Annotated in this window: 12 protein-coding genes and 2 pseudogenes; 13 read left to right on the top strand and 1 reads right to left on the bottom strand. The window is 73.6% G+C overall.

Annotated elements, in window-relative coordinates; all coding sequences use genetic code 11:
- The first annotated feature begins 8 nt into the window (after window positions 1-8).
- The 6 genes and pseudogenes from ACIQCJ_RS15940 to ACIQCJ_RS15915 all read left to right on the top strand — a co-directional run bounded on the left by ACIQCJ_RS15940 (window position 9) and on the right by ACIQCJ_RS15915 (window position 11,268).
- On the top strand, window positions 9-1,604 hold the full coding sequence (locus tag ACIQCJ_RS15940) for a nitroreductase family protein (RefSeq protein WP_391163597.1): 1,596 nt from the start codon (window positions 9-11) through the stop codon (window positions 1,602-1,604).
- A gap of 173 nt (window positions 1,605-1,777) precedes the next feature.
- A complete protein-coding gene (locus tag ACIQCJ_RS15935) occupies window positions 1,778-4,603 on the top strand; it encodes a lantibiotic dehydratase (protein ID WP_402711652.1) in 2,826 nt (941 codons plus the stop codon).
- Window positions 4,600-5,769 (top strand): lantibiotic dehydratase C-terminal domain-containing protein, encoded by a 1,170-nt coding sequence (locus ACIQCJ_RS15930; protein WP_402711651.1) that lies wholly within the window; start codon window positions 4,600-4,602, stop codon window positions 5,767-5,769. Before ACIQCJ_RS15935 ends, ACIQCJ_RS15930 begins: the two co-directional genes overlap by 4 nt.
- Window positions 5,770-7,325: 1,556 nt before the next feature.
- Window positions 7,326-8,240, top strand: a pseudogene (locus ACIQCJ_RS15925) (ABC transporter ATP-binding protein); the annotation flags it as partial.
- Between the two features lie 155 nt (window positions 8,241-8,395).
- Window positions 8,396-9,157, top strand: coding sequence for an ABC transporter permease (locus ACIQCJ_RS15920; RefSeq protein ID WP_188281751.1), 762 nt, complete (start codon window positions 8,396-8,398; stop codon window positions 9,155-9,157).
- A complete protein-coding gene (locus ACIQCJ_RS15915) occupies window positions 9,154-11,268 on the top strand; it encodes a TOMM precursor leader peptide-binding protein (protein WP_402711650.1) in 2,115 nt (704 codons plus the stop codon). Before ACIQCJ_RS15920 ends, ACIQCJ_RS15915 begins: the two co-directional genes overlap by 4 nt.
- Before the next feature lie 116 nt (window positions 11,269-11,384).
- Here ACIQCJ_RS15915 and ACIQCJ_RS15910 read toward each other — a convergent pair whose 3' ends face one another.
- Window positions 11,385-11,573 (bottom strand): thiazolylpeptide-type bacteriocin, encoded by a 189-nt coding sequence (locus ACIQCJ_RS15910; RefSeq protein WP_093711265.1) that lies wholly within the window; start codon window positions 11,571-11,573, stop codon window positions 11,385-11,387.
- Window positions 11,574-11,788: 215 nt separating this feature from the next.
- Between ACIQCJ_RS15910 and ACIQCJ_RS15905 the strand changes: the two genes are divergently transcribed.
- From ACIQCJ_RS15905 to ACIQCJ_RS15875, 7 genes and pseudogenes are all read left to right on the top strand, one after another.
- On the top strand, window positions 11,789-13,177 hold the full coding sequence (locus ACIQCJ_RS15905; RefSeq protein WP_391049458.1) for an amidohydrolase: 1,389 nt from the start codon (window positions 11,789-11,791) through the stop codon (window positions 13,175-13,177).
- 22 nt (window positions 13,178-13,199) lie between these two features.
- A complete protein-coding gene (locus ACIQCJ_RS15900; protein ID WP_355338956.1) occupies window positions 13,200-13,469 on the top strand; it encodes a hypothetical protein in 270 nt (89 codons plus the stop codon).
- The gene (locus tag ACIQCJ_RS15895; protein ID WP_317452687.1) at window positions 13,466-13,861 is read left to right on the top strand and encodes a helix-turn-helix domain-containing protein; all 396 of its coding nucleotides are present in this window, start codon (window positions 13,466-13,468) and stop codon (window positions 13,859-13,861) included. Before ACIQCJ_RS15900 ends, ACIQCJ_RS15895 begins: the two co-directional genes overlap by 4 nt.
- A 102-nt stretch (window positions 13,862-13,963) precedes the next feature.
- A pseudogene (uraD, locus tag ACIQCJ_RS15890) lies at window positions 13,964-14,449 on the top strand (2-oxo-4-hydroxy-4-carboxy-5-ureidoimidazoline decarboxylase); the annotation flags it as partial.
- Window positions 14,450-14,583: 134 nt separating this feature from the next.
- Window positions 14,584-14,961 (top strand): hydroxyisourate hydrolase, encoded by a 378-nt coding sequence (gene uraH, locus ACIQCJ_RS15885; protein ID WP_402711649.1) that lies wholly within the window; start codon window positions 14,584-14,586, stop codon window positions 14,959-14,961.
- Between the two features lie 5 nt (window positions 14,962-14,966).
- Entirely contained in the window at window positions 14,967-15,905 is a 939-nt protein-coding gene (gene pucL, locus ACIQCJ_RS15880) for a factor-independent urate hydroxylase (RefSeq protein WP_355338965.1), read from the top strand.
- Between the two features lie 11 nt (window positions 15,906-15,916).
- Window positions 15,917-17,287, top strand: coding sequence for an 8-oxoguanine deaminase (locus tag ACIQCJ_RS15875; protein ID WP_401719607.1), 1,371 nt, complete (start codon window positions 15,917-15,919; stop codon window positions 17,285-17,287).
- Window positions 17,288-17,603 lie beyond the last annotated feature (316 nt).

Raw genomic sequence — 17,603 nt, 5'->3', positions numbered from 1 at the left:
GAACGCCCGTGGGATTCGCCCATGAGTACGCGACCGCCATCGTCCGGCGGGGCCGGTATCCCATGGAACCCGCCGACTTCGTGCCCGACTGGGCGGACCGGCCGAGGAAGGGCAAGCACTTCCCCGGCGCGGAGACCTTTCCGCTCCCACGCGACGAGGCACCGGCCGAAGCCACCGTCCAGCAGGGCCTGTTCGGCCCGCGCGGCACCGGCGCCTTCACCCTGCCGCTGCTCGCGGGGATGCTCCAGGAGTCCTACGGCCTGGTCGGCAGGCGTCTTGCCGTACAGGCCAACTCCGACCTCGGCACCCTGCCGATGTACACCCAGGCCAACTGGTCGCGCGGCACCGCCTCGGGCGGCGGCCTCTACCCGATCGGCGTGCACTGGGTCAGCGGCCCCTCCGGCCCGCTCACACCCGGCGTGTACTACTACTCCACGCCCCACCACCACATGCGGCGGCTGCTCGCCGGGGACGCCACGGGGGAGGTCCGGGCCGCGCTCGGCGGCCGACTCGGGGCGGACTGCGACCAGTTCCTCGTCCTCGGCGTGCGCTTCTGGCAGAACGCCTTCAAGTACAACAGCTTCAGCTACCACGTCGTCACGATGGACATCGGCGCTCTGCTCCAGACCTGGCGGATCTGGGCACGGGCCCGCGGACTGCACATCGGCGCCGCGCTGTGGTTCGACGAGGCCCGGCTCGGACGGCTGCTCGGCCTCGGCCAGGACGAGGAGGGCGTCTTCGCCGTCGTACCGCTGACCTGGGACGGCGCCCCGTCGGCGGCCCCGGCGCTGCCGGCCGGCGACCCGCCGACCGCGCCACGGGTCCGCCACGCCGACCAGGAGCGCTCCCGCACCACCATGACGTTCGAGACCGTACGCCGGATGCACGCGGCGACCCTCGACGGCGCCGCGGACCGACCGGCCCCCGGAACGCTGGACACCGCGCTCGCGCTGCCCGTGCCCGAGGGCGGCGAGCGGACCGCGCTGCCCGCCCCCCGGCCCCTGGACACCCCCGTCGGGCAGGCGCTGCGGGCCCGGCGCAGCAGCTTCGGCCGCTTCCAGGCCGTCCGCCCGCTGCCCGCCGACGCGCTGTCGACCGTACTGGCCGCGGTCGACGCGGCGAGCAGCCTCGACACCGACACCGAGACCCCCGGCGCACCACCCCTCAGCCGCGCCTACGTCTTCGTCAACCACGTGGCGGGCATCGCGCAGGGCAGTTACCTCTACGACCGGGAGGACCGTTCGCTGCGGCTGGTCAAGGCCGGGGCGCCGGGCGAATTCCTCCAGCGCAACTACTTCCTCGCCAACTACAACCTGGAGCAGGCGGGGGCGGTGATCGTGCCCGTCGCCCGCACCACCGCCGTGCTCGACGCGGTCGGCGACCGCGGCTACCGGCTGGTCAACGCCGTGATCGGCGCCGTCTCGCAGGCCGTCTACACCGCGTCCGCCGCGGCCGGGCTCTCCTGCGGCGTCGCGCTCGGCTTCGACGCGATCTCCTTCACCGAGGAGCTGGCGCTCGACCGGACCGGCGAAGTGCCGCTGCTGATCATGATGATCGGCCACGAACGGCCCCGCCCGGCCGACTTCCGCTACGAGATCGCCTGACCGGGCGGCAACGGCCGCTGACGGCGGCCGAGTCCAGAACCCCGCACGACCTCGCACGACCTCACACGGCCCCAGGGCCCGAGGGACCGCAGGGCCTTACGACCGCAGAGCCCGAGGACCGCAGAGCCCGAGGACCGCAGGGGCCTTACGACCGCAGGACGGAAAGGAGCGGCATGAGCGTCATCGCCGACGCGCAGGACACCGAGGCGCCACGGAGCTGGCTGCTGCACCGCCGCTTCATGCTGCGGGTGGCGGGACTGCCGGTCGAGGCCGTCCACCGGCTGCGCTGCCCCGACACCCGGCGCTGGGCCGACCGCGTGCTCGCCGCCGAGGAGCGACTGGCCGCGCTCGCGGCCGAGTTGAGCGACCCGCTGACCGTCCTGGTCAAGGCCACCGAGGACGACACCGAGCGGCGCGCCGTGCTCGCGCTGCGCCGCCAGGTCTTCAACGACCGGCTGCCGCGCGACCCGGACGCCGTACGGGACCTCGCCGCCGCGCTCGGCGGCCCGACCGGCGAACTCCTCACCGACTGGCTGGAGTCCCGGCTCGGGCTTGAGCAACTGCGCGGCGATGGTGGCCCGTTGCTCGACCGGGACCTGGCCGCGAGCCGCGCGGAGCTGCGCGGCCTCGCGGGCGAGGAGCGGCTGCGGCTCGCCCTCGCCCTGGCCTCGCCGACGCTGGACGGCCAGCTCGACGCGTTCATCGCCGACCGCGCCGCCGTACCGGACAAGCGGACCAGGAAGAAGGAGCGCTCGCTGCTGGCGTACCTCTACAGGACCGCCTGCAAGACCAGCCCGTTCAGCACCTTCACCGCCGTTGCCGAGGGCCGGTTCCGCGAGGTCGGGTCCGAGGTGCGGACCGGCGGCGACTGGACCAGCCACCCCCGGCTGAACGTCGTGGTGCTCGCCAGGCTCGCCGAGCTGATCGGCGCCGACGGCACGCGGCGCGGCGACCTTCCCGTCGCCCTGTCGGCGGGCTGGGAACTGGACGAGAACCGGATCCGCTACGTACGCCGCTCGGTCACCGCGGGCGACGACAGCGCCGCCGTCAGCTTCGACGCGGCCCACGACCGGCTCTTCTTCCTGCGCCACAGCGACATCCTGGAGCGGATGATCGCCCTCTTCCACGGCGAAAAGCCCGTCAGATACGCCGAGTTGACGGCCTGGCTGGCGGCGGAGACCGGAGCGAGCCGGGACGAGGCGGCGCACTACGCCGCGACCCTGCTCGACCTCGGCATCCTCCAGATGACCGGCCTCGCCACCGATGTGCACGCCCCCGACCCGCTGCGGTCATTCCAGAGCGCGCTGCGCGGCCTCGGCCGCGACTGGGCCGACGCCGTCGCCGACCGGCTCGACGCCCCGGCCGCCCGCGTCGACGCCTGGGCCACCGCCGACGTACCCGCCCGGCGCGCGCTGCTCGCCGGGCTGCGCCGCGACCTGACCGCGCTCCAGACCGAACTGGGCGCCGCCGCGCCGTCGTTGCCGCAGACCCTGCTCTACGAGGACGTCCGCGAGGACGCGGTCGAGGCCGACGTCACGCAGTGGACGGAACTGGCCGCCGCGCCGCTGCACGCCCTGACCGGCATGCTGCCCGCCTTCGACGTGGCCCTCCCGCAGCGCCTGGTCCTCAAGGGGTTCTTCCTGGCCCGCTACGGCCGCGGCGGCCGGTGCGACGACCTGCTGCGGCTCGTCCACGACTTCCACGAGGACATCTTCACGCAGTACCTCCAGTTCACCTCGATGAAGTCGCCCTGGGCGGCCGACGGCGGCCACGCGCCGGAGGAGAACTGGCTCGGCATGCCCGAGGTCACCGCGGTGGACCGGGCCCGCGCCGAGTTCACCCGCCGGATGCGCGACGCCTGGGCCGCGTACGCGGCGGCGCCCGGCGGCGAACTGCGCCTGGACGAGGACACGGTGGCCGCCGTCACCGCCGAACTCGCCCCGCTGGGCACGTCCTTCGCCCCGCACAGCCACTTCCTGCAACTCGCCCGCCGCGCCGAGGACCCGCTGGTGGTGCTCAACAACTCCTACGGCGGCCTGTCCTTCCCCTTCACCCGCTTCACGCACTGCTTCGACGCGGCACCTGAGAACGGCGGCGCGGCGGCACCCGGCGGCGCGGCGGCGGACGGCGGCGACCCCGCACCCGGCGGCCTCACCGACCGGCTACGCGAGACCCTGCGCGAATGGCAGCCGCCCGGCGCGGTGTTCGCCGAGATCACCGCCGGGTCCGCCACCACCAATCTCAACCTGCACGGACGGCTCACCGACCACGAGATCGTCTGCCCCGGCGAGAGCAGCACTGTGCCCGCCGCCGGCCGGATCGACCTGGACGACCTGTACGCGGAACACGACCCGGTGGACGACCGGCTGGTGCTGCGGTCCCGGCGGCTCGGCCGCGAGGTCGTCCCGCTCTACCTCGGCTACCTCGTCCCGATGGTGCTGCCCGAGGTGCCGCGCACGCTGCTGCTCTTCTCGCCGACCTCCCGCGCGGCGGTCGACGTGTGGCGCGGCGTACCCGCGGGCCCCGAGCGCGACGGCGTCACCGCGCGGCCCCGGGTCCGCTTCCGGAGCCTGGTGCTGCACCGCAGGTCGTGGACGGCGGCGCCCGGCGCGCTGCCCGCCCGCGAACCGGGCCTGGACGAGGCCGGGTTCTATCTGCGCTGGCAGCGCTGGCGGCGCGACCACGGTCTGCCCGACCGGGTGTTCGCCACCGTCCACGAGGAGAAGGCCGACGACGCGAGCGGCTTCGGCGCGGTCTTCGGCGGCTCCAAGCCGCAATTCGTCGACTTCGACAGCCCGTTGTCACTGATCGCGCTCGACGGGCTGACCGGCGGCGGCCGTACCAGGACCGTCTTCGAGGAAATGCTGCCGGGCGAGCAGGAGTTGCACGTCCGCTCCCCGCGCGGCCACCACGTGGCGGAACTGGCCGTCGAAATCGTCCCCCGCGCGGCGGAACCGGCCGCGGCGGGCCACCACGGAAGGCAGGACAGCTCCGTATGACCACCTCCGGGGCGCGATCCGCCCCCGTCACCGCCCCGCGCCCGACACCGCGGTCCGCGCCCGAATCCGCGGCCGTGCCCGCACCGGCAGGCGCTGCGGGGCGCGGCGACTGGCAGGCGTTCCACGTCTTCTACGCCGCCAGCCCCCGCCCCTTCCTGCTCCAGTGCGTGCGCCCGCTGGTCGAAGGGCTCACCCGCGACGGCCTGTTGAGCGGCTACTTCTTCATCAACTACTGGCTGGAGGGCCCGCACATCAGGGTGCGGCTGCGCCCCTCGTCACCGCAGGCCGCACCCGTGGTCACCGCGCGCGCCACCGCCGCCGTCGACGCCTTCCTGCGCAAGCGCCCCGCGCTCTACGAGGTCAAGGGCGGCTTCCTCGCCGACCTGTACAACACCCTCTTCGAGCTGGAGTTCCCCGGCGGCGAGCGCAACGGCCTGGTCGACGAGGAGGGCCGCATGCGCCTGCGGCCCAACAACTCCTTCAGCCCCGAGCCCTACGAGCCCGAGTACGGGAAGTACGGCGGCCCGGCCGGGGTCGAACTGGCCGAGTGGCACTTCCAGCGCTCCAGCGACCTGGTCATCGACGCGCTCGCCACCAGGAACCTGCACCTGCGGACCGTACTGCTGGGCGTATCGGCCCAGTTGATGATGACCATGTCCGGGTGCCTGCTGCGCGACGACACCGCGCTGCTGGAATTCCTCGACCGCTACCACGAGTTCTGGAACTCCGCGTTCTCCGGCACCAACTACACCGCCCAGGACGGCTACGACCGCGCCTACGGCACGATGGAGGCCCTGCCCCAGCGCTTCCAGGAGATCCGCGCGGCGGTCGCGGAACCCGCGCCCGAGCGGCTGCCGACATTCCTCGCCGGGTGGGCCGAGCACTGCCTGGAGCTGCGCGAACGCGTCGTGGCCCTGGCGGACGGCGGCGACCTGGTCTTCCGCTCCTGGGACGGCACCCGCGACCTGCCGGTCACCGACCCCGGCCAGGCGCTGCCGATGCTGCTGTCGCCGTACATGCACATGACCAACAACCGGCTGTCGGTCACCGTCCGCGACGAGGCGTTCTTGTCGTACGTCCTGGCCCGCGCGCTGCGCGAGCCCCGGACGCCGCCCGGCGCCGACTCCGACGGCCGGTCCGAGCCGCAGCCCTCGGCGGCGCCATGACCACCGGCGGCCTGCTCGAACTGCGGCCCGCGCTGCGCCCCGGCATCCTGGTCGGCCCCGCCCTGATGCGCGGCCCCGCCCTCGTCCATCTGCTCAAGGACCCGGTCACCGGGGTACGGCTCGAAGTCGGCGCCAAAGAGCACTTCATCATCGCCCGGCTCGACGGCAGCCGGTCGCTCGCCGAGATCGGCGCGGAGTACGCGGACCGGTTCGGCGCGCGGCTCGGCGACGCGCAGTGGCAGCAGATGCTGCGGCTGCTGTCGACCCGTCAGCTCCTCGACGGCGGCGGCCGGCCGGTCGTCGTGCCCGCCGCCAGTGCCGAACCGGCCTTCAAATCAACGCTGTTGAGCGGGAAGACGCGCATGGTCGCGGACGCCCCCGCGCTCATGGACACCCTGCACGGCGCCACCGCCTTCGCCCGCAGGCGCGCCGTCCTGTTCCCGCTGCTCGCGCTGGCCGTCGCCGTCCTCGCCCTCGTCGGCCTCCGCTTCGGCCAACTGGCCGACCAGACCGGGCGCCTGTACGACCAGCCGGTCGCGCTCGCCGCCGTCGGCTGCGTGCTGTGGGTCAGCCTCGGCCTGCACGAACTGGCCCACGGGCTGGTCGCGCGGGCGTACGGGCTGCGGGTCGGGGAGATCGGGCTCCGCCGGGTCTGGGGCTTCATGACGTACCTCTACTGCGAGGTGCACGACGTCCAGTTCCTCGACCGGCGCGGCCGTCAGGTCGCCGTCGCGGCGGCGGGCGCCGTCATGAACCTCCTCTTCCTCGCGCCGTTCTGGCTCGTCTGGGCCCTCCTGCCGGAACACGCCCAGGCCCTCCCCTTCTTCGGCGGCCTCATCCTCCTCGGCACCGCCATGGCCCTGCTCAATCTCCTGCCGCTCCCGCCGCTCGACGGCTACAAAGCCCTCGGTTACACCCTGGGCACGCTCCAACTGGCCACCGAGAGCCGCCAGTTCCTTGGCGTGGCCGCGCGTGCCCCGCTCGGGCGGAGGGCCGACTCCGGCCGGGACGGCGCGGCTGCCGCCGCCGCGACGACTGGCCGAGTGCCCGGCTCCGGCCGGAACGCCCGCGCGCGGCTCGCCGCCTATCCCACGCGGTTGCGCGTCATCTACGGCGGATACGCCGCCTGTTGCGCGGTGCTGGCCCTGGCGGCGCTCGCCGTGGCCGGGCTGCTGTGCCGCGCGGCGCTGCCGGACGACTGGCGCACCTGGACCCCGTACCTCCCGGTGGCCCTGGTCGCCGCGGCCCTCCTCCTGCGCCTGCTCGGCCTGCGCGCCGCGGCCATGCGCGAGGCGGCGCTCGCGCGCCGGACGCCGGGGGAGACGGCTGACCTCCGGCCGGGAAGCGGCTCCGCTACGGGCGCCGTCGGCGCGGGAGCCGAGCCCACCGGCTCCCCGGCCGCGCGGCGGGCGTCCGCGGCCGACGGGGCGCGGCCGTCCGGCGTGGCGCACGCCCTGCCGTCGTCCGCGACGACCGCTACGGGCGCCGCGGAGGGCGCGAAGGACTCTGAACGGCCCGCGTCAGCGGGGACACCTCAGGAGCGGGAGAAAGGCGACATGAAACGAACCGCACGTCCGACGGGGCCGGCGATCGAACTGGTCGGGGTCAGCAAGCGGTACGGCGAGGTGCACGCGCTCGACGGGGTGTCGCTGACGGTCGAGCAGGGCGAGTTCTTCGGCGTTCTCGGGCCCAACGGGGCCGGAAAGACCACGCTCGTGGAGATCGTGGAGGGGATGCGGAAGGCGGACGCGGGCAAGGTCGCCGTGTTCGGCCAGAGCCCGTGGCCGCGGAACATCGCGCTGCTGCGGCGGATCGGGGTGCAGACCCAGGCGTCGGCCTTCTTCACACGGCTGACCGCGTGGGAGCACCTGGAGACGGTCGCCGCGCTCCAGGGCGTGGACCGCGCCGCCGCGCGGCACGCGATGGACCTGGTCGGGCTGCGGGACAAGGAGCGCAGCCGGGTCGACGACCTGTCGGGCGGCCAGCGGCAGCGCCTGGCGCTGGCCACCGCGCTGGTCCACGAGCCCGACCTGATCTTCCTCGACGAGCCGACCGCCGCGCTCGACCCCGAGGCGCGCCGCGCCCTGTGGTCGGTGCTGCGGGACCTGCGCGGCGAGGGCCGCACCATCGTCTACACCACGCACTACCTGGACGAGGCGGAGGCGCTGTGCGACCGGGTGGCGATCATCGCCGACGGCCGCGTCGTGGCGCTCGACAGCCCCGGCTCGCTGATCAGGTCGATGGCCGCGCCCGCGCGGCTGCTGATCCCCGCCGGCCGGATCACGCTCGACCAGGCGCGCGCCGTCGAGGGCGTCGACCGGGCGTTCCTGGAAGGCGCCGAGGTCGTCGTCGAGACCCGGCACGCCAACCGGGTGCTGGTCGCGCTCGGCGAGTTCGTCGACATGGACGCGATCCAGACCAGGACCGCGACCCTGGAGGACGCGTATCTGCGGCTGACGGGACCGGGCGCCGGGGGAGCCGGAAAGGCGGAAGCCTCGGGCCCCGACACCGGGACCGGCCCCGACACCGGCCCCGATCCCGACACCGGTCCCGGTCCCGACACCGGTCCCGACCTCGACACCGGGACCGCCACCACGACGGCCGCCGTCGGAACGGAGCACCGTCCATGACCACCACCACCGCCTACTCCGCGCTGACCAGGGCCACATACCTGGCGTCGATACGCGACCGCACCACCGTCTTCTTCACCTTCGCCTTCCCGCTGGTCTTCCTGGTCGTCTTCGGTCTGCTCTTCCGCGGCCAGTCGGTCGACGGGGGCCTGGCGTACATCAACTACGTGGCACCCGGCGTGCTCTCGTGGGGCGTCGGCAACGCGGCGCTGTTCGGCCCGGCCTTCGCGCTGATGCACTGGCGGCGCGACGACATCCTGCGGCTGATCTGGCGTACGCCCACGCCGCTGCCCACCGTCCTCGCCTCGCGCTTCGTGGTCGCCGTCGTGGTCGGTCTGTCGCAGGCGGTGCTGTTCACGGCGGTCGCGCTGCTGCCCTTCTTCGGCCTCCACCTGGACGGGAGTTGGCCGCTCGCGCTGCCGCTGCTGGTCTTCGGCGTCGCCGCCTTCCTGGCGATGGGCCTGGTCGTCGGCAGCCTCGCCGACACCCCGGAGGCGGTCGCCGCCATCGCCAACTGCGTGATGGTCCCGATGGCGTTCCTGTCCGGCTCCTTCTACCCGGCGGACCTGCTGCCCGGCTGGATCCAGACCATGTCGTGGGTGCTGCCGCTGCGTTACCTCGACCACGGCCTCACCGATGTGCTGGCGGGGCGCGCCGACTTCGCCTCGCTCGCCGTCGACTGCGGCGGCCTGGCCGCCTTCACCGTCGTCTTCGGGCTGATCGCCGCCCGCACCTTCCGCTGGAGCAACCGGACATGAGCCTCGACACCGCGGTACGGCCCGCTCACGTGCCCGAGATCCCCGGGCAGACGCCGCTGGAGTCCGCGGGCCGCGACCTGGAACGGCGACTGGCCGCGCGAGCCGCCCGCGCCGCCGCGCCCGCGCCCGGGACCGCCGTCGTCGGCGGCACCGATGTGCTGCGCCCGGAACCGGCCGAGACCGCGGGGCGGCGCGCCCGCGCCACCGTGCACCTGACCGCCGACGCCGTGCTCCTCGGCCCCTGGGGCGGCTCGCCCGCCGAGGCCGCCTGCGGCACCTGCCTGGCCATCCGCTGGCAGCGGCTGCGCACCCGTACCGAACGCGAAGCGCTGGAGACGGGCCTCGCCCGTACCGCCGCCGGGCGCTGGCCCGTGCTGCCCGACTTCACGGTCGACGCGGTCTGGGCCCTTTACGAACTGACCCTCGGGCGGAAGGCGGGGGCCGGCTCGGAGACTGGTTCGGAGACGGGGGCCGGGACCGGCGGGCACGACCTGCCCCGGGTCACCCGGTACGACCTGGAGACCGGCCTCGTCCAGACCGTGCCGCTGCTCGCCGACCCGCTGTGCCCGCACCCGCACGGCGCCCCGCCCGCGACGACCGCACCGACCGGCCCCGACCTGCCAGCACCCGACGCGGCGGGCCTCGACGTACCCGCCGCCGACGTATCCGGTACCGGCCCGTCCGGGCCCCACTCGTCCGGGCCCGGGCACTTCCTCGCCACCGGGCCGGAGGCCGAGCCCTTTCCCGTCTCGCGGCCCAAGCCCACCCCCGACAGCTACCGGCTGCGGTCACCCGGCGCGTACGCCCTGCCGACCGCCGCGCTCGCCAACCCCGTGTGCGGGGTGCTCGGCGCGGGCACCTGGAGCGATGTCACCTCGCCGACCACCGCGCCCGTCGCGGGCAGCGTCTTCATGCGCGGTTACGCGGGCCTGACCGACGTCACGTGGAGCGGCCAGGCCAACTCCTTCGCGCACAGCAGGGACTTGGCGTTCCTCGAAGGGCTGGAGCGGTACGCGGGCACGCACCGCAGGGAGACCGGCGGCATCGTCACCGACTCGTACGACAACCTCGGCGACGCGGCCCTCGACCCGCGCGACTGCGGGCTCTACACGCCGGAGACCTACGCCGCCGACCCGATGATCGCGCCCTTCGACCCCGCGCGGCCGATCCCGTGGGTGCGCGGCTGGTCGCTGCGCGACGAGAGGGAGGTGCTGGTGCCGGCCCGGCTGGTCTACTACAGCGCGGGCACCGCCGCCGACCACTTCGTCTTCGAGTGCTCCAACGGCTGCGCGATCGGCAGTTGCCTGGAGGAGGCCGTGCTGTTCGGCCTGCTCGAACTCATCGAACGCGACGCGTTCCTGCTCGGCTGGTACGGCAACGCCCGGCTCACCGAGATCGACCTCGGCTCCTGCCGCAGCCCGGTGGTGCGCGCCATGACCGACCGGGCGGCGCTGTGCGGCTACGACGTGCACGCCTTCGACAACCGCATCGACCTCGCCGTGCCGGTCGTCACCGGCCTCGCCGTCCGCCGCGACGGAGGCCCCGGCACGCTCGCCTTCGCCGCGGGCGCCGCCTTCGACCCGGAGACCGCGGTGGAGTCGGCGGTCTCCGAGATCCTGACGTATCTCCCGCACCTGCCACGGCAGGTGACGGAGCGTCCGGCCGAACTGGAGGCGATGGCCGAGGACTTCGACCTCGTCCGCCGACTCCCCGACCACGCGGCCCTGTTCGGCCTGCCGCGGATGAGGGAGCACGTCGGCAGCTACCTGGAGCCGCCCGCCGTAAGGCCGTTGGACGAGGTCTACGCGCGGTGGGAGCGGGACCGGCCGCGCGGGCTCGACCTGCGCGACGACGTCCTGTGGTGCCGGGACGAACTGGCGCGCGCCGGATGCGATGTCGTCGTGGTCGACCAGACCACCCCGGAGCAGCGGCGGATGGGCCTGCGGACGGTCTGCACGCTCGCGCCAGGTCTGCTGCCGATCGACTTCGGCTGGCCGCGGCAGCGCGCGCTGACCATGCCCCGGCTGCGTACCGCACAGCGCCGCGGCGGCCTGCGCCCCGACGACCTGCGCGACGACGAGGTGCGCCGCGTGCCGCACCCGTTCCCGTAGGAACCCGCAGGAACCCTGAGGAATCTCCGAGGAAACCGACGATGACGACGCCGCGACATGACTACTCCGCGGACCGGGGAGGCCGGTCCGCGGAGCGTGAAGCGGGTGGTGGCTCGTCAGGCGGTGCAGCTCGTGGTGCTGGTGGTGCTGGAGCAGGTGCTGGTGCTGGAGCAGCTCGTCGACGAGCCGAGCATGACCTCGCTGGCGTCCGAGTAGTCGGTGATCTCGAAGGTCTCCGACTCGAGCTCCAGGATCTCCTGGGCCAGAGAGGCGAGCGGCGTGTCCAGCTTGGAGATGTCAGCCATGATGACTCCTTCTCAGCAGGGAGCGCGGCCCGCGACGGGCCGGCCCCATCTTTCTACGCGCGTCCACTGGCGAATCACCCTGCCGCCCGCTGTCATCCCGCTTGCACCGCCCGCCGCCCCTGTCACGTGACCCGCATTCCGGCACCCCCGCCCCCGACCCCCGCCCGGAGCGCCCGATGAACCCGCCGACCGGACCCACACCCGTATCCGGACCCATGTCCGGGCCCCCGCCCGTCTCAGGAACCGTCTCCGACGCCGTCCTGACCCGCGCCGCCGAGCTGTATCTGGACCTGCACCGGCACCCCGAGCTGTCCGGGGCCGAGGAGCGCACCGCCGCCCGCTTCGCCGCCGCGCTCAGGGCCGCGGGACTGCGCGTCGAACGCGGCGTCGGCGGCCACGGCGTGGTCGGGGTGCTGGCCAACGGCCCCGGCCCCGTCGTCATGCTCCGCGCGGAGCTGGACGCCCTCCCCGTACGCGAGAACACCGGCCTGGCGTACGCCAGTTCCGCCACCGCCGCGGGGCCCGACGGCGCCCCCGTCCCCGTCATGCACGCCTGCGGCCACGACATGCACCTGGCGTGCGCGGCGGGCGCGGCGGCGTCGCTCGCGGGGGCCGCCGACCGGTGGCAGGGCACGCTCGTCGTCGTCGGCCAGCCGGCCGAGGAGACGCTCAGCGGCGCCGCCGCCATGCTCGCCGACGGCCTCTACCGGCGCTTCCCCGTGCCCGACGACGTGCTCGCGCAGCATGTGGTGCCGCTGCCCGCGGGCATGGTCGCGCACGCGCAGGGCCCGCTGCTCGCGGGCAGCGTCACCCTGGAGATCGTGCTGTACGGCCGCGGCGGCCACGCCTCCACACCGCAGTTCGCCGCCGACCCGGTGATCACGGCGGCGGCGGTCGTCCTGCGCCTCCAGACCGTCGTGTCGCGCGAGACGGGTCCCGGCGAGCCGCTGGTGCTCACGGTCGGCTCGGTACGGGCGGGTACGCCCGGCGCGGGGAACGTCATCGCGGACTCCGCGACCCTCCAGGTGACCGTGCGGGCCTTCTCCGACGCCGCGCTCGACCGGGCCGTGGCCGCCGTCCACCGGATCGCGCGCGCCGAGTCCGCCGCCTCGCCCGACCCGCAGCCGCCCGCTCCCGACCTGCGCGTCCTGTCCCGTTCCTGCCCCACCGTGCCCGACGCCGAGCTGACCACCGCCGTGCGCCGCGCGCACGAGGCCGCCTTCGGTCCGCAGCGCGTCACCCGCTGGCAGCCGTCGACGGCCACGGAGGACTTCGCGCTGTACGGCGACGCGGGCCGCGCGCTGCACGGCGTGCCGGGGATACGGACCGGCTACTGGATGCTCGGCGCGGTCGGCCCCCGGCAGTGGGTCGAGGCGGGCCGCGGCGACACGGACACGGCCGGGCGGCTGGCGGCACTGCCGCCGAACCACTCCTCGCGGTTCGCCCCGCACCCCCGCCTCACCCTCGAAGCGGGTATCGCGGCGATGACTGTGGCGGTACAGGCCCGTATGCCGTCGGTTAAGGTCGCATCGACCGCGTCGAGCGTATCGACGACGCCGTCCCGGCAGGACCGTCCGGCAGGGCGGGGGACGGCGGGCACGTAGCGCAGCCACCCGAGGGGCCCTGGTGAGACTGAGGCTGGAATTCACGACCGAGCCGTTCGATCTGGACGAGCCGCCCGAGCACGCGGTGGTGGCCCGTGAGGTGGTCGAGGGCGCGTCGCTCGACGCGGTGGACGTCGGCCCGTTCGGCAACACCGCCGAGGGCGAGGCCGACGCGGTCGTCGCGTCCGTCGCGGAGCTGCTGCGGCGCACGCTGGCGGCGGGCGCCACCCGGGTGTCGCTCCAGGTCAACGTGGTCGCGGCGGCCGGGCGGGCGCAGGAGGACGGCAAGTGACGGGCACCGGGGGGCACCCCTTCGCCGCGGCGGTGAAGCCGCTGGTGGACGCGATGGGCGCGGAGATGGTCGCGCCGGACGAGGCGCGCGGCGACGACGTGGTGCTGAGCTGGGAGGGCGAGGAGGTGGTGGCCGTCCGGCTGCCCCATCTGGCCGACTCCCTCGACCACCTGCTCGCCGACCTCGAACGCCGGCACGGCTCGCTGCCCGCCCTGGGCCGCAAGGACAAGCAGACCGTCGTCCGCATCCTGGAGGAGCGCGGCGCCTTCTCCGTGCGGCACGGCGTGGAGACCGTCGCGTCCGCGCTCGGCGTCAGCCGCTTCACCGTCTACAACTACCTGAACAGGGAGAACGCCCTGAACAGCGAGAAGAGTGCCCGCGAGAGCGAGTGACCGGCCGTTGTTTCCTCTTCCGTCCGCTCCCGGACGGCTTTGTTACCGGAAGTTTTCAACAAACTGTTGACGTCGTACGGCGGCGGCTCTTAGCTTGCGACTGTGACTTCCAGCGCATCGCCGGGTCTTTCCCGGCTCAATGAGGCCACCTCGTCAGCGGCGTCCGCGCTGCTCCACGAGGTGTGCGCCAGTACGGCGTGGGACGCCGCGCTGGTCGCCGGACGGCCGTACGACCGCCTCGACGACCTGCTCGCGGCGAGCGACACCGCCATGGCGGCGCTCACCGCGGACGACCTCGCGCAGGCGATGGCCGGACACCCGCCGATCGGCCGCCCGACCCCGGGCGACGCCACGTCGGCGCGGGAGCAGAGCGGGGTCGGCGCGGCCGAGCGCGAGGAACTGCTCGCGCTCAACCTGGCCTACCAGGACGCGCACGGCCATGTCTTCCTGATCTGCGCCACCGGCAGGACCGGTGAGCAGATGCTGGCCGCCCTCAAGGAGCGGATCGGCAACGACACGGACACCGAACGCGAGATCGTCCGCGCCGAACTGGGAAAGATCAACCGCATCCGGCTCACCCGCCTCGCCGGAGCCGGAGCCGGAGCCGGAGCCGGAGCCGGAGCCGGAGCCGGAGCCGGAGCCGGAGCCGATACCGGGACCGGCACCAGTGCCACCGCCGGAGCCGGAGCCGCACGCGAGGCCGCGTCCGAAGGAGATCCCTCATGACCGACACGTCGGTGTCCACGCACATCCTGGACACGAGCGTCGGCCGCCCGGCGGAAGGCGTGCCCGTCCATCTGTCGGTGCGCGCCTCGTCCGGCGGGATCTGGTCGCCGCACGGGTCGTCGAAGACCGACGGCGACGGCCGCTGCAAGGATCTCCCGGCCCTGCCGGAAGGCACCACCCACGTACGGCTGCACTTCGACGTGGAGCCGTACCTCACCCGCCAAGCCAACGCACAGCAGGACGCCCCCCGCGCAAGGGACAGCGGAGCTTTCTTCCCGGAGGTGGCGATCGTCTTCGCCGTCAGGCCGGGCGAGCACTATCACGTACCGCTGCTGCTCAATCCGTTCGGCTACTCCGTATACCGAGGGAGCTAGCACCGATGACCGCCACTTCCCGCCCGTCCCACCCGGTTTTTCTCGGCCAGAACCAGTACGGCAAGGCAGAGAACCGCGTCGTCAGGATCACCCGCGAGGGCGGCACGCACCACATCAAGGACCTGAACGTCTCCGTCGCGCTCTCCGGCGACATGGACGACGTGCACCTGTCCGGCTCCAACGCCAACGTGCTGCCGACCGACACCACCAAGAACACGGTGTTCGCCTTCGCCAAGGAACACGGCATCGAATCCGCCGAGCAGTTCGGCATCCACCTCGCCCGGCACTTCGTCACCAGCCAGGAGCCGATCAAGCGGGCGCGGATACGGATAGAGGAGTACTCCTGGGAGCGGATCGCCGCCTCCGAGGCGGGCTCCCGCTTCATCGGCGCCGACGAGATCCAGCACTCCTTCGTCCGCAAGGGCCAGGAGACCCGCACCACCGAGGTCGGCTACGACGGCGAGAACTGGCAGGTCGTCTCCGGCCTGAAGGACCTGGTGGTCATGAACTCCACCAACTCCGAGTTCTGGGGCTTCGTCAAGGACGAGTACACGACCCTCAAAGAGGCGTACGACCGCATCCTCGCCACCGAGGTCACCGCCCGCTGGCGGTTCAACTGGACCAGCGACGAGCGGCGCGCCCCGCAGTGGGAGAAGGCGTACGGGCAGGTCCGCACGGACCTCCTGGAGGCGTTCGCCGAGACGTACTCGCTCTCGCTCCAGCAGACCCTCTACGCGATGGGCTCGCGGGTCATCACCAGCCGCTCCTACGTGGACGAGGTCCGGCTCTCGCTGCCCAACAAGCACCACTTCCTGGTCGACCTGGAGCCGTTCGGCCTCAAGAACGACAACGAGGTCTATCTCGCGGCCGACCGTCCGTACGGCCTCATCGAGGGCACCGTGCTGCGTGACGGCGCCGAGCCCCGCATCCCGGTGACGGACTGAGAGGCACCACCATGAGCAACCGCATCGTCATCGAGAACTGCGGCGTCGCGACCGTCGACGCCGACGACACCGAGTACGCCACCGGGCACGTCGTCGTCGCGGACAATCTGATCGAGTCCGTCGGAGCGGGCCCCGCACCGGCCGGTCTGGAGAACGTCACCCGCCGGATCGACGGCACCGGACACCTCGTCACCCCCGGCCTGGTCAACACCCACCACCACTTCTACCAGTGGATCACCCGCGGCCTCGCCCAGAACAGCAACCTCTTCAACTGGCTGGTCGAGCTGTACCCGACCTGGGCGCGGATCGACGAGCGGATGGTCTACGCGGCGGCCTCCGGCTCGCTCGGCGTGATGGCCCGCGGCGGCGTCACCACCGCGATGGACCACCACTACGTCTTCCCGCGCGGCGCGGGCGACCTGCTCGGCGCCGAGATCCGCGCCGCCGCCGAACTGGGCGTGCGCTTCACCGCCGCCCGCGGCTCGATGGACCGCGGCAAGAGCGACGGCGGACTGCCGCCGGACTTCGCCGTGGAGACCACCGAGGGCGCGCTGCTCGCGACCGAGGAGGCCATCGACACCCACCACGACGCCTCCTTCGGCTCGATGCTGCACATCGCCGCCGCGCCCTGCTCGCCCTTCTCGGTCTCCACCGAACTGCTGCGCGAGGCCGCGGTGCTGGCCCGCCGCAAGGGCGTCCGGCTGCACACGCACGGCAGCGAGACGGTGGAGGAGGAGAAGTTCTGCCACGAGCTGTTCGGCATGGGCCCGACGGACTACTTCGAGTCCACCGGCTGGCTCGGCGACGACGTGTGGATGGCGCACTGCGTCCACATGAACGACTCCGACATCGCCGCCTTCGCCCGGACCGGGACCGGCGTCGCGCACTGCCCGTCGTCCAACGCCCGGCTCGCCGCGGGCATCGCGCGGGTGCCCGACATGCTCGCCGCCGGGGTCCCGGTCGGCCTCGGCGTGGACGGCACCGCGTCCAACGAGTCCGGTGAACTCCACACCGAACTGCGCAACGCCCTGCTCATCAACCGCCTCGGCGGCGGCGAGAAGGCGCTGAACGCCCGTCAGGCCCTGCGCCTGGGCACGTACGGCGGCGCGCGCGTGCTCGGCCGTACCGCCGAGATCGGCTCCCTGGAAGCCGGGAAGCTCGCCGACCTCGTGCTGTGGAAGCTCGACGGCATCGCGCACGCCTCGATCGCCGACCCCGTCGCCGCGCTGGTCTTCGGCGCGGCGGCGCCGGTCACCCTGTCGCTGGTCAACGGCGTGCCGGTGGTCGAGAACAACCGGCTCACCCGCGCCGACGAGGACGCCATCGCGCGGCTGACCAGGACCGAGGCGCAGCGCCTCGCGCGGATCGCGGGCCTGGCGTAACACCGTAGGCACCGCCGTGAAAGCGACCGGTCGGGGAGGGACGGCCCCCGACCGGTAGCCGGACCCTGTCCTGACACGGGTCCGGCGACACCGCCCCCGGACCGTGGGACCACGGTCGGCCCCGCGGCTCCGGGGGCGGCGTCTCCCCGAAACCACGGCCCGCACTCCGGCGCGCGCACCGGGCCGGGCGCCACGGCGGGTACGCGACGACCTCCCGCTCCGCGCCGTTTACTATGCGTTCAGCCGGACGTCCGCACCCCGCCGGGTGCGGGGCGCGGCAGGCAGGATCCCGCCACAGCCAGAGGTGAGCGCCCGT

It is taken from the genome of Streptomyces sp. NPDC093221, assembly GCF_044753885.1.
In the GTDB taxonomy this organism is placed as follows: Bacteria; Actinomycetota; Actinomycetes; order Streptomycetales; family Streptomycetaceae; genus Actinacidiphila.
This window is presented reverse-complemented; position numbering and strand designations above follow the sequence as displayed.